Below are 21818 nucleotides of genomic sequence, written 5' to 3'. Positions count from 1 at the left end.
CATGGACACCCTCTGGTTCAACATCGTGCAGTGGCTCCACACGCTGGGGCTGCATGTGGATGGCGGCACCGCGCGCGCTGTGGGCGACGCGGCAGCCACAGCAACGGCGAAGCTCGACATGCCCAGCCTGCTGGCGCTGGCCGCAGCGCTGGGCTGGGCCAGCGGCTTTCGGTTGTATGCCGTGGTGTTCCTGGTCGGCATGATGGGCGTGTTGGGCTGGATGCCCCTGCCGCCCGGCCTGGCGATGCTGCAGCACCCGCTGGTGCTGATGGTCAGCGGCTTCATGCTGATGGTGGAGTTTTTTGCTGACAAGGTGCCCTGGGTGGACAGCGCCTGGGATGCTGTGCACGCCTTCATTCGCGTGCCTGCGGGCGCCGCCTTGGCCTATGGCGTGTTCGGTGCCGACAACGCGACCATCGCCGTGGTGGCGGGGCTACTGGGCGGCTCGCTCTCTGCCACGGCCCTGGCCACCAAGATGACCACGCGGGCGGCGGTGAACACCTCGCCCGAGCCTTTTTCCAACTGGGGGCTGTCGTTCTTTGAAGACGGCCTGGTGGTGGCCGTGGTGTGGCTGGCCACACAGCACCCGGTGGCGTTTGGTATTGCGTTGGTCGTGATGGTGGTGGTGTCCGTACTGCTGCTGGTGGTGCTGTTCAAGTTTCTGCGCGCCGTCGTGCGGCGCTTGTCCTCTTTCTTTTCTGGTTCTGCCAAGGTGGCTTAAACATGTTCAACAAGATCCTTATTGCAAACCGTGGCGAGATCGCTTGCCGTGTCGCAGCGACCGCCAAGCGCCTGGGCGTGAAAACCGTCGCCGTGTACTCCGACGCCGACGCCGACGCTAAACACGTGGCCGTGTGCGACGAGGCCGTGCACATCGGCGGCAGCGCACCCAAGGACAGCTACCTGCGCTGGGAGCGCATCATCGAGGCCGCCAAGGCCACGGGCGCGCAGGCCATCCACCCTGGCTACGGTTTTCTGAGCGAGAACGAAGACTTCGCCAAGGCCTGTGCCGACGCGGGCCTGGTTTTCATTGGCCCCCCCGCCAGCGCCATCAATGCCATGGGGCTGAAGGCCGAGTCCAAGCGCCTCATGGAGCAGGCACAGGTGCCCCTGGTTCCCGGCTACCACGGTGCTGACCAGGACCCGGCGCTGCTGCAACGCGAGGCGGACCGTATTGGCTATCCCGTGCTCATCAAGGCCAGCGCCGGCGGCGGCGGCAAAGGCATGCGCGCCGTGGACAAGGCCGAGGACTTTGCGGCGGCGCTCGACTCCTGCAAGCGCGAGGCCATCAACAGCTTTGGTGACGACGCGGTGCTGGTCGAAAAGTACGTGCAGCGCCCGCGCCACATTGAGATCCAGGTGTTTGGCGATACGCACGGCAACTGCGTGTACTTGTTCGAGCGCGATTGCTCCGTGCAGCGCCGCCACCAGAAGGTGCTGGAAGAAGCGCCTGCGCCGGGCATGACGCCGGAGCTGCGCGCCCGCATGGGCGAGGCCGCTGTGGCCGCCGCCAAGGCTGTGAACTACGTGGGCGCGGGCACGGTGGAGTTCATCGTCGAGCAGCCCGGCGGCTACGACGCCCCCGAGCAGATGAAGTTCTACTTCATGGAGATGAACACCCGCCTGCAGGTGGAGCACCCTGTGACCGAGGCGATCACCGGCCTCGACCTGGTGGAGTGGCAGCTGCGTGTAGCGTCGGGCGAGCCCTTGCCGCTCCAGCAGCAAGACCTGCGCATCACAGGCCACGCCATCGAGGCCCGCATCTGTGCCGAGAACCCGGACAACAACTTCCTGCCCGCGACCGGTGCGCTCAATGTGTATGCGCTGCCCGATTGCGTGACGTTTGAAAGAGGCGCGGTGCGCGTGGATTCCGGCGTGCGACAGGGCGATGCGATCAGCCCGTTCTACGACTCCATGGTGGCCAAGCTCATCGTGCACGGCGACACGCGTGCGCAAGCCCTGGCCCGGCTGGATGATGCGCTGGCCCAGACCCACATCGTGGGCCTGGCAACCAACGTGCAGTTTTTGCGCCGCGTGGCACGCACCGATGCGTTTGCCCGCGCCAAGCTGGACACGGCGCTGATCCCGCGTGAGCAGGCTGTGTTGTTCCACCAGGAACCCGTGGGCTTGCCCCTGGCCGCTGCGGCGGCCGTGGCGCAGGCCCTGCTGAATGAGCGTACGAGCGAGGGCGTGGACCCGTTCAGCCGCCGCGACGGCTTTCACTCGCATGGCGTGGTGCAGCGCCGGTTTGAATTTGAATTTGGCGGTGAACACGCCAAGGCGCTGCTGACTTACGAGCGCGGTGGCGGCTTGCACTTGAAGGTGGGCGAGGGCGACGCTGCCGTGTCCGGTTCGTTGGTCTTTGGCGCAGCGCCCCAGGGCGCCATCGAGTTGCAGTTCGCCGGCCAGCGCACGCGCGCTGCCGTGTACGCGCAGGGCGAGGTGGACCATGTGTTCACCCCGCTGGGCGCCACGCAGATCACCGCCATCGACCTGCTGGCCCACGCGGGCGAGGCAGCGGCTGAAGGCGGACGCCTCACAGCCCCCATGCCCGGCAAGGTGGTGTCGTTTGCCGTGAAGGCGGGCGACAAGGTTGCCAAGGGGCAGCCACTGGCGGTGATGGAGGCCATGAAGATGGAGCACACCATCGCCGCCCCAGCCGACGGCGTGGTGCAGGAGCTGCTGTACGCGCCAGGCGACCAGGTGACCGAGGGGGCAGAACTGCTCAAGCTGGTAGCCGCCGACAAGGCCTGAGCCAAGTAGTGTCCCGAGTCGTCTGCAGGTGACAGCGCAGGGGGCCTAATGCGGCTACGCTTGGGCACCATGAAAATCACCTTTTGCTGTACCGATGCCAAGCCCGAGCCCTGGCTCCAGGGCTTTTCCGCCGCGCTGCCCGGCGTTGAGATTTCTGTTTGGCAACCCGGCGCCCCGCAGGCCGACTACGCCGTGGTCTGGGCACCACCCCAGCAGTTCATGGACGAACAGCCTGGCCTCAAGGCGCTCTTCAATATCGGCGCAGGGGTGGATGCCCTGCTCAAGCTGCGCTTGCCGCCCCAGGCCTTGGTGGTGCGGCTGGATGATGCGGGCATGGCCGTGCAGATGGCTGAATATGTGTGCCACGCGGTCATCCGCCACTTCCGCGAGTTTGATGGCTATGAGGCCGACACCCAGGCGGGCCGCTGGGGCTACCGCAAGCCACGCCTGCGCAGCGACTATCCCGTCGGTGTGATGGGCCTGGGCGTGCTGGGCGAGCGGGTTGCCAAGGCGCTGGCGCAGTTTGACTTTCCCATCAACGGCTGGAGCCGTGGCCCCAAGGCCATCGACGGCGTGCGCGGCTTTGCGGGCGCAGATCAATTCAATGACTTTCTGGCCGCGAGCCGCGTGCTGGTCAACCTGCTGCCCCTCACGCCCGATACAGCCAACGTGATCAACAAGGACACGCTGGGCCGCCTGTTGCCCGGCGCTTATGTGATCAATGTGGCGCGCGGTGCGCACCTGGTGGACGAAGACCTGGTGGCCGCCATCGACAGCGGCCACGTGGCTGGAGCCACGCTCGATGTGTTCCGCACCGAGCCGTTGCCAGCAGGCCATGCGTTCTGGACGCACCCTCGCATCACCGTCACGCCCCACACCTCGGCGCGCACGCTGCGCGACGAGAGCATTGCCCAGATCGCACGCAAGATGGTGGCGCTGGAGCACGGCGAGGCGGTGGCGGGCATCGTGAACCCCGCGCGAGGCTACTGAAGTCGCCGGTCCACGCGCTCGCGAGCGTAGAAAATGGCGGGCATGAGCACATCCACGTTCCGTCGTTTCTTTGGTCTTTTGGGCTGGATCCTGCTGGTGCCCAGCGCCTTGACCGCGCTGGGTGCGGCGTGGTTATTGGCCTCTGGCATGAACATGCTGGGCGACACGCACACCGCCAAGGGCCGGGTGGTGGCGCATGAAGAAATCATGACAGGCCCATCCCACCGCCGGGGGCTTGCCAAGAAGAGCATTGTGGAGTTTGTGGCGGGCGATGGGCGAACCTACAGCTTCACGGATTCGGTCGCACGCCAGCAGCAGGCCATCCACAAGGTGGGTGAGACTGTTTCGGTGCGCTACTCTGCCAAGGACCCGGTGCAGGCGGAAATCCGCAGTTCAACCACCGTGAAGATCGTGATCGGTGCAGTGATGCTGCTGTCCAGCGCCATCGGTATGGCTGTGGGCTGGCTGTTGCTGCGCTTGCGCCCCAGGTCTGTCGCATAGCCCTCTGTGCGCGGGCACAGAGGGTGTGCCTTTTCAATCCACCGTCACGCCGGCATCGCGCACCAGCTTGCCCAGTCGCTGCGCGTCGGCCTTGATGAGCGCCCCAAAGTCGGCCGCCGTGCCCCCCACCACGGGTGTGCCAATGGCTTCCCATTTGGTGCGGAAGGCGGGTTCCTTGAAGATCGCATTCACCGTGGCGTTGAGCTTGTCGACGGTGGCTTGCGGGGTGCCAGCGCGCACTGCAATGCCGTGCCAGCCGGTGATCTGGTAGCCCGCAATGCCGGCCTCCGCCATGGTGGGCACATTGGGCAGCACCTTGGCGCGTTCGCTGGATGTGACGGCCAGCGGAATGAGTTTGCCCGCCTGGATGTGGGGCAGGGAGCTACCGACGATGTCGAACATCACGTTCACCTGTCCGCCGATCAGGTCGTTGAGCGCGGGGCCAGCGCCCCGGTAGGGGATGTGCCCCATCTTCACGCCCGCTGTGGTGTTGAACAGCTCACCCGCCAGGTGCTGCGGCGTGCCGTTGCCGGCCGACGCGTAGCTCAGCACCGGCTTGCCGGCCTTGGCCATGGCCAGGAACTCGGCAAACGTCTTGACGCCCAGCGAGGGATGCACTTCCAGCACCAGCGGGAATGCCGACAGCTGGATCACCGGAGCCAGATCGGTCAGCGGGTTGAACGGCATGCTGGCGTACAGCGAGGGGTTGACCGCCATGGGGCCGCTGGCGGCCAGCAGCAGCGTGTGGCCGTCGGCTGGCGCCTGCTTGGCCACCTCCGCGCTGCCGGTGTTGCCACCAGCGCCGCCCTTGTTGTCCACCACCACAGGTACACCCAGGCGGCTTTGCAGCTCGGGCTGCAGCATGCGGGCCATCAGGTCGGTGGGGCCACCGGGCGGGTAGGGCACCACAAAGCGGATGGTCTTGCTGGGGAAGGCGGTGGCGGCCGTCTGCGCCGCTGCGTGACCTGCGATGCCCAGGGCTAGGGGCACGGCAAGGGCTGCGTGCAGCACGGTGCGCCGGGCGGTGCTAGGCGTGGACGAGTAAAGGTGGCGGTGGTGCATGTCTGTCTCCTGTGGGGATGGATAAAACCCGTCTGCTGCGGGTTGATGTCAATGAATGGGGAGCGCTGTGGGGCGGGGTAGCTCAGCCTGCGCCAAAGCGCTGCCGGATGTCGGCGGCGGTGGCCAGCGGGCGGCCCAGCGCGGCGGCCGCTTCGACGGCCTGGCGCACCAGCGCGGTGTTGTCGGGGGCCACGCTGCCGTCCTTGCACAGCAGGTTGTTTTCAAACCCCACGCGGGCATGGCCACCAAACACGGCGGCGGCGACCACGCAGGCGTTTTCTGCCGCACCGAAGGCGCACACGGCCCAGGGCTCGTTGCCGTCATGGGCGTTCAGAAACGGCAGCAGGTCGCGCGGGCTGGAGGTCTGGCCCGCGCTGTAGCGGCCCAGCACAAACAGCAGGAGCCAAGGTGCATCCGGCACCACGCCACTGGCGCGCAGCGCCTGCCAGCGGCGCAGGTCGGCCACGTCGTACAGGATGACCTGCACCATGGTGCGGCGCTGGGCGAGGCCGGTGAAGAAGCGCTGCAGTCCGGCTTCGCCGATCTCGGGCTTGTCTACTTCGCGCAGGCCGATGGACACGGCCTCGGGTTGCAGGGCCTCCACCATGGCGATCTGCGCGGGGGCCTGGTACACGCCTGCGGCTTCACTGGTGATCTGTATGACCATCGCGTCGCCCACGGCCTGGCGCACCACGCGCTGCGCCTCACGGTAGCCCTCCACGTCCAGGCTGTGGCGGCCTTGTGCGTCGCGGATGTGCATGTGCAGCATGGCCGCGCCTGCATCCAGGCAGGCTTTGGCCGTAGTGGCCAGCGTGGTGGGGGTGATGGGCACGGCGGGGTGGTCAGCGGGCTGTTTGTAGGCGCCGTTGGGGGCCACGGTCACGATCAGCGGGTCGGCCCACTGGCTGGCAATGGTGGGTGATGCGGGCGATGCACTCATGCGCGGGCTCCGGTGGTCGTTGGGGTGTCCGTCTGTGACGTGTCGGTGGGGGGCTCGATGGTGGGCAACTCGCTGGCAAGCAAAGCCAGGCCCTGGCGCAGCAGCGTGTCGTAGCGCGTGCGTTCGGCCCGCTTGCGGTCTTCGGGCCAGTCAAAAAAGCCCTTGCCCGTCTTCATGCCGAGCTGACCCTGCGCCACCTTGTCGCGCAGGGCCTGGGCGGGCACGTCGGTGTTCGACAGCGTGGGGTACATGGTGGCGGCTGCGGCGGTGTGCACCTCAATGCCTGCGTGGTCGCGCTGCAGCACCGGCCCGGCCGCCAGAAAACGGAAGCCAAAACCAAAGCGCACGGCGGCGTCCACGTCCTCCGGCGAGGCAATGCCTTCGTCGATGAGCGCAAAGGCCTCGCGCGAGAGCGCATGCTGCATGCGGTTGGCCAGAAAACCCGGCTTATCCTTCTTGACCAGCACCGGTACGCTGCCGCAGCCGCGCATGAAGGCGTGCAGCCAGGTGCCCAGCGCGGGGTCGCTGCGCTCGCCCAGCACCACCTCCACCAGCGGCACCAGGTGGGCGGGCATGAAGAAGTGCAGGCCCAGCATCCGCTGAGCCGTGCCCAGTCCCTGGGCGATGGCACTGATGGGAAAGCCCGAGCTGTTGCTGGCCAGCACGGCGTTGGGGGGGGCCACGGTTTCCAGCTCGGCAAACAGCTTTTGTTTGGCTGCCAGTTGCTCTGTGATGCATTCCACCACCAGCACCACGCCGTTCCAGTCCACATCCTGCAGGCTGGCGCACACCTGCACCGGGCCGGCGTGGGTAGCTTGGCCTGCGGCGGCCAGCTCCTGCGCAATGTGCGGCCGCAAGTGTTCGCGGCGGGCGGCGTGGGGGTCCACCACCGTGACCTGCGCGCCGCCACGGGCCAGGACCACGGCCACATCGGCCCCCATGGTGCCTCCGCCTACCACCACGGTGCGCGCGCTGCGCGGCGAACTGTTCTCCATCGTGTCTCCTTGATGCTCTCAATCTGTTCAAGCGGTGTGCTTGCGTTGAATTCAGTCTAGGGGCCCCACATTACGCGGTCCAGACGTCTTTTTCGATAGACTGATCGGTTATGAAGATCAATTGGTCCGCCCGCGAGGTGGATGTGTTCCTCTCCCTGGCCGAGACGCTGAGTTTTCGGCGCACGGCCTTGCAGATGCACCTGTCGCAGTCGGCGGTGTCGGGCACGGTGGCTCGGCTGGAGGAGATGCTGGACGTGCGCCTGTTCGAGCGCACCACGCGCACCGTGCAGCTCACGCTGGCGGGCGAGGTGTTTGCCGAGCAGGCGCGGTTTCTGCGCCACCAGATGGAGGAGACCGTGCGCCGCGTGCAGGAGGTGGCGCAGCTGCAGGTGGGTCGCATTGCGCTGGCGGCGCTGCCGTCGCTGGCAGCCGGGGCCGTACCCCGCGCGTTTGCCCGGTTCGCCACACAGCACCCGGGCGTGCAGATGGAGCTGATCGACAGCCTGGCGGGCCCGGCGTTTGACATGGTGCGTGCCGGGCGCGTGGACTTTGCCCTCACCGCCGCCAACCCCGCCTATGCGGATCTGGACTACACCCCGCTGGTGTCCGATCGGTTTGTGCTGCTGATGCAGCGCACGCACACCCTGGCCCGTGGGCGGGGTGCCATCGCCTGGGCCGAGGTGGCCGAGCTGCACCACATCTCCATGCCTGCGGGCACCAGCGTGCGGCAGTACGCGCAAGAGGCCCTGCTTACGCACCGCATCCGCTTTGAACCCCGCTACGAGGTGGAGCACCTGGCCACCATCGCGGCCATGGTGGCTGCGGGGCTGGGTGTGAGCGCGCTGCCCGAGCTGGCCGCCCAGGTGGTGCGCCGGCCCGAGGTGGTCACACGCCCGCTCAAGGCGCCCGTGCTGCACCGGCCCATCGGGCTGATCACGCTGCGCGGGCGGCCGCTGTCGCTGGCGGCGCAGGCCATGGTGGCCTTGCTGCGGCAGGAGGTGGAAGACGCTGACAGGCAAGGAGCCTGATGGCGCGTCCGGCGAATGGTCTGGCACGATATGGGGTGGCCCTGTGGAGGCGGTGGCGAGACAATGGCGGCATTCCTTGATCCACCACTTGGTAGCCCCATGAGCATTCCCTCCCGCGTCCGCCTCATCGACGTTGGCCCCCGTGACGGCCTGCAGAACGAAAAGACCCCGGTGCCCGCCGCCGTCAAGATCGAGCTGGTGCACCGCCTGCAGCAGGCCGGCCTGAAAGAGATCGAAGTCACCAGCTACGTCAGCCCCAAGTGGGTGCCGCAGATGGCCGACAACCACGAGGTGATGGCGGGCATCACCCGCCAGCCAGGCGTGGCGTATTCGGTGCTCACGCCCAACCTCAAGGGCTTTGAGGCGGCATTGCTGGACAAACCCGACGAGATCGTCGTCTTCGGTTCCGCCAGCGAGGCCTTCAGCCAACGCAACATCAACTGCAGCATTGCCGAGAGCATCGAGCGTTTTGCCCCTGTAGTGGAGGCCGCATTGGCCGCCGGCATCCGTGTGCGCGGCGCCATGAGCTGCACCGTGGGCTGCCCGTACGAAGGCGACATTGCCCCTGAGCGCGTGGCCTACCTAGCTGGCCTGCTCCAGGGCATTGGCGTGCAGCGCGTGGATGTGGCTGACACCATTGGTGTGGGCACGCCGCGCAAGGTGCAGAAGGCGCTGGAGGCGACGCTGCAGCACTTTGGCATCGACGCGGTGTCAGGCCACTTCCACGATACCTACGGCCAGGCGCTGTCCAATACGCTCGCCGCGCTGGAACTGGGCGTGTGGAACTTCCAGTCGTCCGTGGCGGGTCTGGGCGGCTGCCCTTATGCCAAGGGCGCCACCGGCAACGTGGCCACCGAAGACGTGGTGTACATGCTGCAGGGCATGGGCATTGAGACCGGCATCGACCTGGATCTCCTCATCGATGCCGGGGCCTACATCAGCGGCTTCCTGGATCGCAAGCCCAACTCACGCGCGGCCAATGCCTTGCTGACCAAGCGCGCGGGCTGACTATTGATCCATCTGCACCCGGCCGCCGTCAACCGGCGTCCGGGGTGCCTCCCAGCACCTTCCACAGCGTCACGCGGTTGACCTGCTCGGCCTGGCGCAGGCCGATGAGGGTCTGCTGCGCCGCATACAGGCTGCGCTGCGCATCCAGCACCGTGAGGTAGTTGTCCACCCCGGCCTTGAAACGCGCCTCCGACAGGTCGAACGCTTTCTGGGTGGCGGCCACCAGCCGCGTCTGCGCTGCAATGCGCTCGTCCCACTGCGCGCGGTCGGCCAGCACATCGGCGGTCTCGCGGAACGCGGTCTGCACGGCCTTTTCGTACTGGGCCACCGCGATGCGCTGGTTGGCCTCGGCCACCTGCACGTTGGCGCGGTTGCGGCCGGCGTCGAAGATGGGAAGGCGGACCAGCGGCACAAAGCTCCAGGTGCCGCTGCCTGCGCCAAACAGGCCATCCAGCTCGCGGCTGCCAGTGCCTACATTGGCCGTGAGGCTGATGGTGGGGAACAGGGCCGCCCGCGCAGCGCCGATGTTCGCCTCGCTGGCGCGCAGGGCGTTTTCGGCGGCCTGTACATCAGGCCGGGCGAGCAGCACACTGGAGGCCAGCGGCACCGGCACGGGCTGCAACGCCGCCGGGGCCTGCGCGTCTGCACGCAGCGTGCTGGCAGTGGGCCACAGGGCCGCAGGCACCGGGCCGCCCACCAGCAGTTGCAGCGCGTTGCGGTCGCGCTCCACCTGCGCCAGGTAGGTCGCCACATCACCGCGTGCCGCGTCCACCGTGGTCTGCGCCTGGGCCAGCACCAGTCCCGATGTGGAGCCGATGGCGTGGATGCGTTCGGTCAGCGCATAGGCCTTTTCGCGGCTGGCCAGGGTGTCGCGCGCCAGTTGCAGCCGGGCTTCATCGGCGGCCAGGGTGAGCCAGGCATTGGCCACATCGGCAATCAGGCCCGTCTGGATGTTGCGCTGGTTCTGCTGGCTCTGCAGAAACTGCTGCAGCGCTGCCTCGTTGAGGTTGCGCACCCGGCCCCAGAAGTCGATCTCGTAACTGGCAAACCCCAGTTGTGCCGTGTACTGCGTGGCCACCTGTGCGGGGGCTGTGGCGCTGCTCATGCCGGCGGCGGTGCGCGCGCGGCTGGCCTGCGCTTGCGCGGTGACGCTGGGCAACAGGTCGGCGCGGGTGACGCCGTACTGGGCGCGGGCCCGTTCGATGGTCTCGACGGCCACGCGCAGGTCGCGGTTGTTCGACAGCGCGAGGGCAATGACATCGCGCAGCGGCTGGGCCTGCACCCAGCCCAGCGCCGCTGCCGCCTGCAGGCTGGCATCGCTGGCCACGGCCGGCTGTCCGCTGGTGGAGCCCGCGGTGTCAGGCACCGGCAGGGCGGGGGTCTGGTGCATGGGGGCCAGGTTGCAGCCCGCGATCAGTGCGGTGGTGGCCAGGGCTGCAGCGATGGCGGCAAGCCGGCGCTGGCGGCGTGGCGAAAAGGGTGGGCGCGTCATGCTGCGCTCTCCTGAGTGGGGTGCGGTAGGGTGGTGGCAGGCGGTGGCGGTGCGTTGTCCTCGCTGCGCGACCGGCTCTTGAACCAGCGGCGGATCAGCAGGAAGAACACCGGCACCAGGAAGATGCCCAGCACCGTGGACGCCAGCATGCCGCCCAGCACGGCGGTGCCGATGGCCACCCGCCCGCCGGCACCCGCGCCGGTGCCGATGGCCAGTGGGATCACACCAAAGCCAAAGGCCAGCGACGTCATCAGGATGGGCCGCAGGCGCAGGCGCACGGCCGCGACGATGGCGTCAAACAGGTTCTTGCCCTGCTCCTGCAGCTGCACCGCAAACTCCACGATCAGGATCGCGTTTTTGGACGCCAGCCCCACCGTGGTCAGCAGCCCCACCTGAAAGTACACGTCGTTGGTCAGGCCCCGGGTGTAGGTGGCCGCGAGCGCGCCCACCACGCCCAGCGGCACGGCCAGGATCACCGACAGCGGCACGGTCCAGCTCTCATACAGGGCCGCCAGGCACAGGAACACGAACAGGATCGAGATCGCGTACAGCATGGGGGCCTGGGCGCCCGACTGGCGCTCTTGCAGCGAGGCGCCCGTCCACTCGTAGCCAATGCCGGGGGGCAGCGTGCGCAGGATGTCTTCCACGATCTTCATGGCTGCGCCCGAGCTCACGCCTGGTGCCGCGCGGCCTTCCAGCTCGTACGCCGGGTTGCCGTTGTAGCGCAGCAACTGCGGCGAGCCGTAGGCCCAGTAGCTGGTGGAGAACGCGCCAAACGGCACCATCTCGCCCTTGCTGTTGCGCACGCTCCAGCGCGCCACGTCCTGCGGCAGCATGCGCGCTGGCGCGTCGCCCTGGATGTACACGCGCTTGACCCGTTCGTTGTTCAGGAAGTCGTTCACGTAGGTGCCGCCAATGGCGCTGGAGAGCACGCTGTTGATGTCGTTGTACGACAGCCCAAGCGCAGCGGCCTTGCGGTCGTCGATCTCCAGGCGCAGCTCGCTGGCATCTTCCAGGTTGGTCATGCGCAGGTTGGTCAATTCGGGCCGCTTGCGCGCTTCGGTCAGAAAGGTGTTGGTGGCTGCCAGCAACGCCTGGTGGCCCAGGCTGTTCATGTCCTTGATCACGAAGTTGAAGCCCGAGCTGGAGCCCAGGCCCCGCACGGCCGGGGGCATGACGACCAGCACCCGCGCATCGCGGATGGAGGCCAGGTCGCGCGTGGCCTTGTAGGCAATCTGCGCGGCGGCCTGGTTGGGCAGCGTGCGGTCTTCCCAGGGCTTGAGGCGCACAAAGCCGCGGGCCGAGGCCTGGTCTCCGTTGATGCCCGAGACCTGGTAGAAGCTCAGCACATCGGGCTGCTGCGCAAAGTAGTCGCGCACCTGGTCCAGCACGCTCTGCAGCCGCGCATCGGCGGCGCCCGAGGGCAGGTTCACGTTCACGTACAGGAAGCCCTGGTCTTCGTCGGGCAGAAAGGATGTGGGCAGGCGCGCCATGAGCAGCCACACCACGCCACACACCGCCAGAAAGATCAGCACCATGCGCTTGGTGCGGCGCAGTGTGTAGGCCACTGTGCCCTGGTAGCGCGCCGAAGTGGCGTCGAAATGGTGGTTGAACCAGCGGAAGAACCGGTCGTTCAGGCCCAGCAGGCCGCGCCGGATGGGCCGGTCATGCCCGGCAGACGCGGCTGCGGGCTTGAGCAGCGTGGCGCACAGCGCCGGGGTGAGGGTGAGCGCCACAAACACCGACAGCGCCATGGCCGCCACGATGGTGATGGAGAACTGCCGGTAGATCACGCCGGTAGAGCCGCCAAAGAACGCCATGGGCACGAACACCGCCGACAGCGTGACCCCGATGCCCACCAGGGCGGGCGTGATTTCGCGCATGGACTGGCGGGTGGCCTCCTTGGCCGACTGGCCGGTCTCGTGCATCACCCGCTCGACGTTTTCGACCACCACGATCGCATCGTCCACCAGCAGGCCGATGGCCAGCACCATGGCAAACATGGTCAGCGTGTTGATCGAATACCCCGCCAGCGACAGCACCCCGAAGGTGCCCAGCAGCACCACCGGCACGGCAATGGCGGGGATCAGCGTGGCGCGGAAGTTCTGCAAAAACACGAACATCACGATCACCACCAGGATCATGGCTTCGCCCAGTGCGCTGACCACTTCCTTGATGGATGCGCGCACGAAGGGCGTGGAGTCCGAGCTCACGAAGTAGTCGATCTGGTTGGGAAAGTAGGGCTTGAGCTCGGCCAGCTTGGCGGCGATGGCGTCGGCCACCTGCATGGCGTTGGCGCCGTCGGCCAGCACGATGCCCATGCCTGCGCCGGGCATGCCGTTGAGCTTGGCCTTCACGGTCAGGTTCTCGGCGCCCAGCTCCACGCGGGCCACGTCCTTGACGGTGACCACTGACCCATCGAGCGCCGACTTGAGCACGATGGCCTCGAACTGCTCCACCGTCTTGAGCTTGGTGCGGGCGGTGATGGTGGCGTTGAGCTGCTGGTCGGACACTGCGGGCAGGGCGCCCAGCTGGCCGGCAGACACCTGGGCGTTCTGGGCGTTGAGCGCATTGACCAGGTCCGACGGCATCAGCGCGTACTTCTCCATCTTGGCCGGGTCCATCCAGATGCGCATGGCGTAGTTGGTGCCGAACACCGTCACGTCACCAACCCCGTCGATGCGGCCGATCACGTCCACCAGGCTGCTGGTCAGGAAGTCGCCGATGTCCACGGCGCTCATGGAGGGGTCTTTGGAGAAGAAGCTGTAAGTGACCAGGAAGTCCTGCCCGCCCTTGTTCACGAAAACGCCCCGGCTCTTGACGGCGTCGGGCAGGCGGTTGGTGGCGGCCTGCAGCTTGTTTTGCACCTGCACCTGCGCCACGTCGATGTTGGTGCCGGGCGCGAAGGTGAGCGTGGTGCGCGAGCGGCCCGAGGCATCCGAGGTCGAGCTCATGTAGAGCATGTTGTCGATGCCCTTGAGCTGTTGCTCGATGATCTGCGTGACCGAGTTTTCGACCGTCTCGGCCGAGGCGCCGGTGTATTGCGAGCCGATGGTCACGCGTGGCGGAGCGATGTCGGGGTACTGCTCCAGCGGCAGCGTGACGATGGACAGCGCACCGCCCAGCATGATGATGATGGCGATGACCCAGGCAAAAATGGGCCGGTTGATGAAGAACTGAGCCATGTGCTGCGTCCTTCGTGCTCAGCGGGGTGCCGCTGGGGCAGGGGCCGAGGCGGGCGCGGCACCTGCAGCGGGCGGCGCGTCGGCGCCTGGGGCTCCCTTGCGGCCCTTGGCGGGGGCTTTGGGGTCCACTTCCACCGCGCGCACCTTGTCGCCCGGTTTGACGCGCTGGAACCCTTCGGTCACCACGCGCTCGCCCGCAGCCAGCCCGCCTTGCAGCAGCCACTGGTTGCCCACCGCCCGGTCGATGCTGATCGGGCGTTTTTCCACTACATCGCCTTCCTTGACCACCAGCACGCTGGGCTTGCCGGTGAGGTCGCGGGTCACGGCCTGCTGGGGCACCAGCAGGGCTTCGGGCGCAAGGCCGGTGGGCAGCAGCGCCTGCACGTACATGCCGGGCATCAGCGTGCCCTTGGGGTTGGGCACCACGGCGCGCAGCGTGACGGTGCCGGTGGTGGCGTTCACGATCACGCCGGCAAACTGCAGCTGGCCGCGTTGCGCGTACTCGGTACCGTCGTCCAGGCGGATGCGCACGGGGATCTTGTCGCCCTCGACCTTCTGGAAGCGGCCTGCGTCCCAGTCCCGCTGCAACTGCATCAGCTCGGTGGTGGACTGGGTGAAGTCCACGTACATCGGGTCAAGCTGGACGATGGAGGTCAGCGCATCGGCCTGGTTGGCCGTGACCAGTGCCCCCGGCGTCACGTTGGACAGGCTGATGCGTCCACTGATCGGTGCCTCGATGCGGCTGTACTTGAGGTTGATGCGGGCGGTGGCCAGGTTGGCCTGGGCCACGGCCACGTCGGAGCGCGACTGGGCTGCGGCGGCCTGGCTTTCTTCAAAGGCCTGCTGGCTGATGGCGTCGATCTTCACCAGCTCCGCGTTGCGCTTGGCCGTGGCCTCCTGGGTGCGCGCTGTGGCCTCGGCCTTGGCCAGGGCTGCCTGCGCGCTGGCTTCGGTGGCCCGCAGCGAGGCGTCATCGATCTGGTACAGCGGCTGGCCTTGGCGCACCAGCATCCCTTCGGTGAACAGGCGCTTTTGCAGAATGCCCGACACCTGGGGTCTCACCTCGGCCGTGAGCGAGGCGCGGGTGCGGCCGGGCAGGGCGGCTTCGAGCTGCTGGCTTTGCTGCTTGAGCGTGATCACGCCCACTTCGGGGGCGGCCCTGGCCGGTGCGGGGGCCTCGTTGGGTTTGCTGCAGCCGGACAAGATGCCCGCGATCAGCAGCAGCCCCAGCAACGCTCCCCGGCATGGCAATGCCCCGAGGGCGGGGCGGCCCGGCACAGTGTTGGCAGGGGAGGTCGCGGGCAGGCTCGGGCACAGCGGGGACAACGCAGCATCGTTCATGGGCGTGGGAGCGGTTGGGTTGGGAAGGTTCGGCGCATTGTGGGGCGCACACATTTCCTGTTTGTAAAGTGGCCGGATTTGGCCCGGGTGCCGGAGCGCCGTGCAGGGACATGCGGGCCGGGGTGCGAGGGAGGCCATGGCGCGCGGCAAAATGGAGGGAGACCCGACCGAATCACGCCCCCCTGTAGACCTGCTGGAGACAACGCGAATGTGTGGAGCCGAACTGAAGAACCTGCCCGAGGGCGTACAGCGTGTGGCTGCCGAACTGCAGCGGCGCGGCCACCCGCACCTGCCGCAGATGCTGGACGATGCCGCACGCACCGCACAGCAGGCCGCCGATGCGCTGGGCATCCTGGTGGGGCAGGTGGCCAAGAGCATCATCTTTCGGCGCAAGAGCGACGATGCTGCGGTGCTGGTGGTCACCTCGGGCGACCGACGTGTGGACGAGAAAAAGGTGGAAGCCCATGTGGGCGGCAAGATCGGCCGGGCCGATGCCGAGTTCGTGAAATCGCGCACCGGCTTCTCGATTGGCGGCGTGTCGCCCGTGGCGCATGCCACGCCGCCCGTCACGCTCATTGACCAGGACCTGTTGCGCTTTGACGTGGTGTGGGCCGCAGCAGGCCACCCCCACGGTGTGTTCCCCTTGCACCCCACCGACCTGCAGCGCCTGACGGGCGCACCCGTCGTGGACGTGGTGCAAGCACCGGTGGCGGACGCGTCTGCGACCCAGGCGGCCGCATGAATGCTATTGATTTGCTAGCTGTCAAGGCAAAAGAGACTAGCGCTTCCGGCCAATTTGACCCCAAAAGTGCCGAGCCAGTGCCTTCGCCCTGCATTTCGGTGTGCCGCATGACGCCCGACCGCAGCCACTGCGAAGGCTGCTTTCGCACGCTGGATGAAATCCGCGCCTGGTCGCGTGCCGACGCTCCGCAGCGGCGCGCCATCTGGGCGCAGTTGTTGCAACGCGCCGGCATTGACTGGCCCGTGCCGGAGACCGAGGCATGAAGCGCATCACGTTCTACCTGGACTTCATTTCTCCCTATGCCTGGCTGGCGTTTGAGCGCTTGCCCGAGGTGCTGGAAGGGCTGACCTATAGCGTGACCTACCAGCCCGTGCTGCTGGGTGCCCTGCTGCTGCAGCACGGCAACCCCGGCCCTGCGGGCATTGCCCCCAAGCGCGACTGGACCTACCGCCATGTGACCTGGCTGGGCCATGCGCAAGGCACGCCACTGCAGATGCCTGCGCGCCACCCGTTCAACCCGCTGCCCCTGCTGCGCCAGGCCCTGGCATGCAGTGACGACGGCAGCATCAACCGCTACGTGGCGGGCACGGTGCTGCGGCACGTGTGGCAAGGCGGCGCCGACGCGCTGGACCCTGCGCGCCTGGCCACGCTGGCCGAGGCGCTCGCGGAGCAGGTGCGCCCCGGGCAGGACGTGAACAGCGACGGCCCCAAGGCCTTGCTGCGCGCCAACACCGAAGCCGCGCAAGCAGCCGGTGTGTTTGGCGTGCCCGCGTTTGGGGTGGACGGCAAGCTGTTCTGGGGGCTCGACGGCCTGCCCATGCTGCGTGCCTACCTCGATGGCGACGCCTGGTTCGACGGCCCCGCCTGGGACGCTGTCAGCCAGCTCCCATCGGGTTTACCCGGCAAGTCCTGAGCAATTTCCGGATGCTGAAAGGGGTGCTGCGGGTTTCACCCTAAGTTGTCAGAGAGCGGTCAGTTTGATGAAAGCTCTTGTTGGTTTCGCGTCAGAGGGTGGTCAGTGCCATCTCCAAGAATGCGTGCAGCCCGCCGCAGTGCGGTCTGTAACACCAATAGGAGACACACACCATGGCAACTGTTCATCCCGCACCGCGGCCGATGTCGCCCGAAGAGAGGAAGGTCATCTTCGCCTCGTCGCTCGGCACCGTTTTCGAGTGGTACGACTTTTACCTGTACGGCTCGCTCGCAGCCATCATCGCCAAGCAGTTCTTCAGCGGTCTGGATGCTGGTTCGGCGTTCATCTTCGCGCTGCTGGCGTTTGCTGCGGGCTTCATTGTTCGTCCCTTCGGCGCCATCTTCTTCGGCCGCCTGGGCGACATGATCGGCCGCAAGTACACGTTCCTGGTCACCATCCTGATCATGGGCCTGTCCACCTTCATCGTGGGCATCTTGCCGACTTACGCGTCCATCGGTGTGGCCGCTCCCGTCATCCTGATTGCCCTGCGCCTGCTGCAAGGCCTGGCACTGGGCGGTGAATACGGCGGTGCTGCCACGTATGTGGCCGAGCACGCACCGCACGGCAAGCGCGGCGCCTACACCGCCTGGATCCAGACCACCGCCACGCTGGGCCTGTTCCTGTCGCTGATGGTGATCCTGGGCACCCGCACCGTGCTGGGCGAAGAAGCCTTTGGTGATTGGGGCTGGCGTGTTCCGTTCATCGTGTCGATTCTGCTGCTGGCCATTTCGGTCTGGATCCGCCTGTCGATGAACGAATCGCCTGCCTTCCAGAAGATGAAGGCCGAGGGCAAGACCTCCAAGGCACCGTTGACCGAATCCTTCGGCCAGTGGAAGAACCTGAAGATCGTGATCCTGGCACTGGTGGGCCTGACCGCCGGCCAGGCCGTGGTGTGGTATTCGGGCCAGTTCTATGCGCTGTTCTTCCTGACGCAAGCGCTGAAGGTCGATGGCGCCACCGCCAATATCTTCGTGGCCGTGTCGCTGCTGATTGGTACGCCGTTCTTCATCGTGTTCGGTTCGCTGTCGGACAAGATTGGCCGCAAGCCCATCATCCTGGCAGGCTGCCTGCTGGCCGCGCTGACGTACTTCCCTGTGTTCGGTGCACTGACCAAGGCGGCCAATCCTGCCCTGGCTGAAGCCCAGGCCAAGAACAAGGTGGTGATCACCGCTGACCCTGCCGAGTGCTCGTTCCAGTTCAACCCCACCGGCACCACCAAGTTCACCAGCTCGTGCGACATCGCCAAGCAGGTGCTGGCTGGCGCTTCGGTGAGCTATGAAAACGCTGTGGCTCCCGCCGGTACGGTGGCGAGCATCAAGATTGGCGAAACCGCAATCCCCTCGTACACCAGCAAGGGCCTGAGCGCTGATGAAGCCAAGAAGAAGGACGCCGAGTTCAAGAAGCTCGTGGCCGACGACCTGAAGGCCGCTGGCTACCCCACCAAGGCAGACCCTGCACGCATCGACAAGGTGATGGTCACCATCATCCTGACCTACCTGGTGTTGCTGGTGACCATGGTGTACGGCCCCATCGCCGCCATGCTGGTGGAAATGTTCCCCACCCGCATCCGCTACACGTCCATGTCCCTGCCGTACCACATCGGTAACGGCTGGTTCGGCGGCCTGCTGCCCACCACGGCGTTTGCCATCGTGGCCCAGACCGGCAACATGTACAACGGCCTGTGGTACCCCATCATCATCGCCGGTGCCACGGTGGTGATCGGTGGCCTGTTCATCAAGGAAACCAAGGACGTGGACATCTACGCCAACGACTGATCGTTACTGACCGGTGTACAGGGCCCGCCCCGCAAGGGTCGGGCCCTGTGTTCCATCAAGGGGCTTGTGCCGCGCACCAGTACAACCCACAACCCTGGGGATGCTGTGCATGATTCGAGCGGTAAGTGTGCGCTGCGGATCGGGAGGGGCTGCAAGGCGCAAAACGCAGCAATAGCCGTAGCTATTGCGAGTATTTGCAACGCGGCAGACCACCCGAGCCCGCAGATGCATACGGCGCGACGAATCGTGCACGGCATCCCGAGCCAGGCCCCTTGATTGAACAAACCCATCCCAGGAGAAATTGATATGTGGAAGATTGTTGTTGGCTTCGTCTTGTTTGCCGCTTTGTCGATGTACGTGATCATCACGGCGGGCGACAAGGCCGACATGGGCGGAGAAAAGCACGGTGCCGATGCGGTGCACGCCCCCGAGGCACCCGCCAGCGCAGCTGCACCCGCAGCCGCCGCCGCGCCGGCACCCGCTGCAGCCCCTGCATCGGCTGCCAGCGCGCAATAAGCGCATTGCCCGGCATGACAAAGGCCCTGCCAGCAATCGCTGGCAGGGCCTTTTTTTGTCGTGTCGTCACGCGCGGGCGCTTGCGCCGCGTCAGCGCTTGAAGCGGCCGTCCGTGCCGATGATGGACAGGTCGGAGAAGTCCAGTCCGCTGTGGTCGGTGGGGCTGTAGCTCAGCTCCAGCCCACCCAGGTCCCACTTGTGGATGCTCTCCAGCCCTGCATGCAGCTTGGCGCGGTCGGGCTTGGCACCTGCGCGCTTGAGGCCTTCCACCAGCACCTTGGCGCTCACAAAGCCCTCCAGCATGGCAGGCGTCAGGTCGCCGATGTTCTTGGCCTTGGCCAGATCGATGGCCTCCTTGATCACCGGGTAGTTGAGCGAGCGCTCGGACGGGAACACCTGCGTCACCACCACGCCCCGGGCCTGGTCGCCCAGGGCCTTCACAAACCCGCCCGACGCGTTGTTGGACAGGGTGACGATCTGTCCGGCAACGCCCGCGGCGCGCAAGGCCTTGATGCCGTCGACCACCGCAGCGCCAGTGCCGATGAAGATCACGGCCTGGGGCTGCTTGCCGGCCACGCGCGGGGCGATGGCGCTGTAGTCGGGCTTGGCACGGTCAAACTTTTCGATGAACAGCGCCTCGATGTTGTTGGCCTTGAACCCGGCCTGTGCACCAGCCAGCCCGTCGGCGCCAAACGTGTCGTCCACATGCACCACGCCAATGCGCTGGATGCCCAGCGTGTGCAGGTGCGAAATGGCCTTGGTCACCTCGCGCTGGTAGGGCGCCCGCACGTTGAACACGTATTTGCTCACCGGCTGGTGCAGCGCAATCGCCCCGGTGGACGGACCCACCAGCGGCACGCCATGCTGCTCCAGCACTGGGATGATGCCCTGGGTGTGGGGCGTTCCACGGGTCATGAACAGGCCGATCACGCCCTTTTGTTCAATCAGGGTGCGGGTGTTGTCCAGGGTCAGCTTGGGGTCGAACTTGTCGTCCAGCGACAGCACCTCCACCTTCTGCCCGCCCACGCCGCCCTTGGCATTGACATGGTCGATGTAGAGGGCTGCGCCCTGCATGGATTCGGCCACCGTGGCGGCGGCCGAGCCGGTGATGCCCACCGTCTGGCCAATGAGGATCTGTGCATGGGCCGAACCGATGCCCAGGGCAGCAGCCAGAACGCAGAGCGCGCCGGCCAGGCCAGTTTTCTTCATGGGGTTGTCTCCTGCGTGTGGAGCGCCCGAGTGTAGGGACGCCCCCGCGCGGGACAACTGTAAAAACGCGTAGGCGGGCGCTCAGCGGCGGAAGCGCCCGTCCGTGCCGATGATGGCCAGGTCGGCAAAGTCCAGCCCGGTGTGGTCCTCGGGGCTGAAGTTCACCTCCAGACCGCCCAGGTCCAGCTTCTTGATGCTCTCCAGCGCGACCTGGATCTTCTCGCGGGTGGGCTTGGGGCCCGCGCGCTTGAGGCCTTCCACGAGCACCTTGGCGGCGGCAAAGCCTTCCAGCATGGCGGGACTGATTTCGGTGAGCCCCTTGGTCTTGGCCAGTTCCTGGGCTTCCTTCACCATCGGGTAGGTCACGGCCCGTTCGTTGGGGAACACCTGGGTCACGATCACGCCCCGCGCGTTGGCCCCCAGGCTTTTGATGAAGCCGCTGGAGGCATTGTTGGACAGCGTCACAATCTGCGCGGCCGAGCCCGCCGTGCGCAGTGCGGTGGTGGCATCCACCACCGCAGAGCCCGAGGCCACCATCAGCACCGCCTGCGCATCGGCCTTGGCCACCTTGGCGGCAATGGGGGCGAAGTCGGGCTTGGCGCGGTCGAATTTTTCAGACACCACCGCCGTCAGTTTGGCGGCCGCGAGGCCCTTCTGTGCGCCCTGGATGCCGTCGGCGCCAAAGCTGTCGTCCGCGTACACCAGCGCCACACGGGTGATGCCCATGGAGGCCAGGTGGGTGATTGCCTTTTCGGCCTCGCGCTGGTAGGTGGCGCGCACATTGAAGATGTATTTGCGCACCGGCTGGTGCAGCACCATGGCACCGGTAGACGGTGCCACCAGCACCACGCCGTGTTTATCCAGCAGTGGCAGGATGGCTTCGGTGTGGGGTGTGCCCCGGTTGAGGAACAGGGCCGACACGTTCTTGTCCTCAATCAGCGTGCGGGCGTTTTCCGCCGCCAGCTTGGGGTCGAACTTGTCGTCCAGGGAGATCAGCTCGATCTTCTGGCCATTGACACCGCCCTTGGCGTTGATGGCGTCGATGAACAGCAGCGCGCCATCGGTGGTCTCTTTCACGCCCGCTGCCACCTGGCCGCTGAAACCTGCGGTCTGGCCGATCAGGATCTGGGCATGGCTGGCTGCACTGGCCGCAAGCGCCAGGACCAGGCCAGCCGCTCGCAGTTGCCATTGTTTTGTCATGGCGGTCTCCTCTTGTTTTGTGTGAAAGGCCGCAGTCTAAACCGATGTTTCGGGCCAGAACACCCGCTTTTCGCCCGCCGTTGCTCCATTGCTTGTGCTTTGTCCAC

Annotated in this window: 19 protein-coding genes; 11 read left to right on the top strand and 8 right to left on the bottom strand. The window is 66.6% G+C overall.

The genetic code is table 11. The features are described 5' to 3' along the window. Position 1 precedes the first annotated feature (1 nt). From ACTJKQ_RS15895 to ACTJKQ_RS15880, 4 genes are all read left to right on the top strand, one after another. Positions 2–721 (top strand): DUF4126 domain-containing protein, encoded by a 720-nt coding sequence (locus tag ACTJKQ_RS15895; RefSeq protein ID WP_440597406.1) that lies wholly within the window; start codon positions 2–4, stop codon positions 719–721. Between the two features lie 2 nt (positions 722–723). Continuing rightward, complete coding sequence (locus tag ACTJKQ_RS15890) at positions 724–2754, top strand: acetyl-CoA carboxylase biotin carboxylase subunit (protein WP_440597405.1); 2031 nt, start codon at positions 724–726, stop codon at positions 2752–2754. 69 nt (positions 2755–2823) lie between these two features. Continuing rightward, positions 2824–3744, top strand: coding sequence for a 2-hydroxyacid dehydrogenase (locus ACTJKQ_RS15885; protein WP_440597404.1), 921 nt, complete (start codon positions 2824–2826; stop codon positions 3742–3744). A gap of 42 nt (positions 3745–3786) precedes the next feature. Beyond that, on the top strand, positions 3787–4245 hold the full coding sequence (locus tag ACTJKQ_RS15880) for a DUF3592 domain-containing protein (protein ID WP_056743908.1): 459 nt from the start codon (positions 3787–3789) through the stop codon (positions 4243–4245). Between the two features lie 33 nt (positions 4246–4278). Here the strand turns inward: ACTJKQ_RS15880 and ACTJKQ_RS15875 are convergent, their stop codons facing one another. From ACTJKQ_RS15875 to ACTJKQ_RS15865, 3 genes are all read right to left on the bottom strand, one after another. Beyond that, on the bottom strand, positions 4279–5307 hold the full coding sequence (locus ACTJKQ_RS15875; RefSeq protein ID WP_440597403.1) for a Bug family tripartite tricarboxylate transporter substrate binding protein: 1029 nt from the start codon (positions 5305–5307) through the stop codon (positions 4279–4281). Positions 5308–5389: 82 nt separating this feature from the next. Then, complete coding sequence (locus ACTJKQ_RS15870) at positions 5390–6247, bottom strand: 3-keto-5-aminohexanoate cleavage protein (RefSeq protein WP_440597402.1); 858 nt, start codon at positions 6245–6247, stop codon at positions 5390–5392. After that, the gene (locus ACTJKQ_RS15865; RefSeq protein WP_056743787.1) at positions 6244–7242 is read right to left on the bottom strand and encodes a 3-hydroxyacyl-CoA dehydrogenase family protein; all 999 of its coding nucleotides are present in this window, start codon (positions 7240–7242) and stop codon (positions 6244–6246) included. Before ACTJKQ_RS15865 ends, ACTJKQ_RS15870 begins: the two co-directional genes overlap by 4 nt. A gap of 110 nt (positions 7243–7352) precedes the next feature. Here ACTJKQ_RS15865 and ACTJKQ_RS15860 point away from each other — a divergent pair, with 110 nt between their 5' ends. Both ACTJKQ_RS15860 and ACTJKQ_RS15855 read left to right on the top strand, forming a co-directional pair. Further along, positions 7353–8270, top strand: coding sequence for a LysR family transcriptional regulator (locus ACTJKQ_RS15860; protein WP_056743789.1), 918 nt, complete (start codon positions 7353–7355; stop codon positions 8268–8270). Between the two features lie 99 nt (positions 8271–8369). Then, positions 8370–9278, top strand: a complete 909-nt coding sequence (locus ACTJKQ_RS15855; protein ID WP_440597401.1) for a hydroxymethylglutaryl-CoA lyase — start codon at positions 8370–8372, stop codon at positions 9276–9278. A 28-nt stretch (positions 9279–9306) separates the two neighbouring features. On the opposite strand, the gene ACTJKQ_RS15850 is transcribed toward ACTJKQ_RS15855, so the two are convergent. From ACTJKQ_RS15850 to ACTJKQ_RS15840, 3 genes are read right to left on the bottom strand one after another with little or no spacing between them, the layout of a single operon-like run. Continuing rightward, a complete protein-coding gene (locus tag ACTJKQ_RS15850; RefSeq protein ID WP_440597400.1) occupies positions 9307–10770 on the bottom strand; it encodes an efflux transporter outer membrane subunit in 1464 nt (487 codons plus the stop codon). Then, entirely contained in the window at positions 10767–13955 is a 3189-nt protein-coding gene (locus ACTJKQ_RS15845; RefSeq protein ID WP_440597399.1) for an efflux RND transporter permease subunit, read from the bottom strand. The genes ACTJKQ_RS15850 and ACTJKQ_RS15845 overlap by 4 nt, the downstream gene beginning before the upstream one ends. 18 nt (positions 13956–13973) lie before the next feature. Further along, the gene (locus tag ACTJKQ_RS15840) at positions 13974–15296 is read right to left on the bottom strand and encodes an efflux RND transporter periplasmic adaptor subunit (protein ID WP_440597398.1); all 1323 of its coding nucleotides are present in this window, start codon (positions 15294–15296) and stop codon (positions 13974–13976) included. Between the two features lie 208 nt (positions 15297–15504). Between ACTJKQ_RS15840 and ACTJKQ_RS15835 the strand changes: the two genes are divergently transcribed. The 5 genes from ACTJKQ_RS15835 to ACTJKQ_RS15815 all read left to right on the top strand — a co-directional run bounded on the left by ACTJKQ_RS15835 (position 15505) and on the right by ACTJKQ_RS15815 (position 19302). Next, on the top strand, positions 15505–16038 hold the full coding sequence (locus ACTJKQ_RS15835) for a YbaK/EbsC family protein (RefSeq protein WP_116748021.1): 534 nt from the start codon (positions 15505–15507) through the stop codon (positions 16036–16038). After that, positions 16035–16301, top strand: a complete 267-nt coding sequence (locus ACTJKQ_RS15830; protein WP_116748020.1) for a DUF1289 domain-containing protein — start codon at positions 16035–16037, stop codon at positions 16299–16301. The genes ACTJKQ_RS15835 and ACTJKQ_RS15830 overlap by 4 nt, the downstream gene beginning before the upstream one ends. Beyond that, the gene (locus ACTJKQ_RS15825) at positions 16298–16951 is read left to right on the top strand and encodes a 2-hydroxychromene-2-carboxylate isomerase (protein WP_440597397.1); all 654 of its coding nucleotides are present in this window, start codon (positions 16298–16300) and stop codon (positions 16949–16951) included. Before ACTJKQ_RS15830 ends, ACTJKQ_RS15825 begins: the two co-directional genes overlap by 4 nt. A gap of 173 nt (positions 16952–17124) precedes the next feature. Beyond that, the gene (locus ACTJKQ_RS15820) at positions 17125–18786 is read left to right on the top strand and encodes an MFS transporter (RefSeq protein WP_056057882.1); all 1662 of its coding nucleotides are present in this window, start codon (positions 17125–17127) and stop codon (positions 18784–18786) included. A 306-nt stretch (positions 18787–19092) separates the two neighbouring features. Beyond that, positions 19093–19302: a hypothetical protein gene (locus ACTJKQ_RS15815; RefSeq protein ID WP_056057887.1), complete on the top strand. Its 210-nt coding sequence runs from the start codon at positions 19093–19095 to the stop codon at positions 19300–19302. 90 nt (positions 19303–19392) lie between these two features. Here ACTJKQ_RS15815 and ACTJKQ_RS15810 read toward each other — a convergent pair whose 3' ends face one another. Together ACTJKQ_RS15810 and ACTJKQ_RS15805 are read right to left on the bottom strand one after the other, a co-directional pair. Next, positions 19393–20511 carry an ABC transporter substrate-binding protein gene (locus ACTJKQ_RS15810; RefSeq protein WP_440597396.1) on the bottom strand — a complete coding sequence of 373 codons (1119 nt, stop codon included), beginning with the start codon at positions 20509–20511 and terminating at the stop codon, positions 19393–19395. A gap of 81 nt (positions 20512–20592) precedes the next feature. Continuing rightward, complete coding sequence (locus tag ACTJKQ_RS15805; RefSeq protein ID WP_192422265.1) at positions 20593–21711, bottom strand: ABC transporter substrate-binding protein; 1119 nt, start codon at positions 21709–21711, stop codon at positions 20593–20595. Positions 21712–21818: the final 107 nt, after the last annotated feature.

The organism is Acidovorax sp. 22279, assembly GCF_052045435.1.
Classification (GTDB): Bacteria; Pseudomonadota; Gammaproteobacteria; order Burkholderiales; family Burkholderiaceae_C; genus Acidovorax; species Acidovorax delafieldii.
The sequence above is the reverse complement of the archived record's forward strand: the minus strand, read 5'-3'. Positions and strand labels throughout refer to the sequence as shown.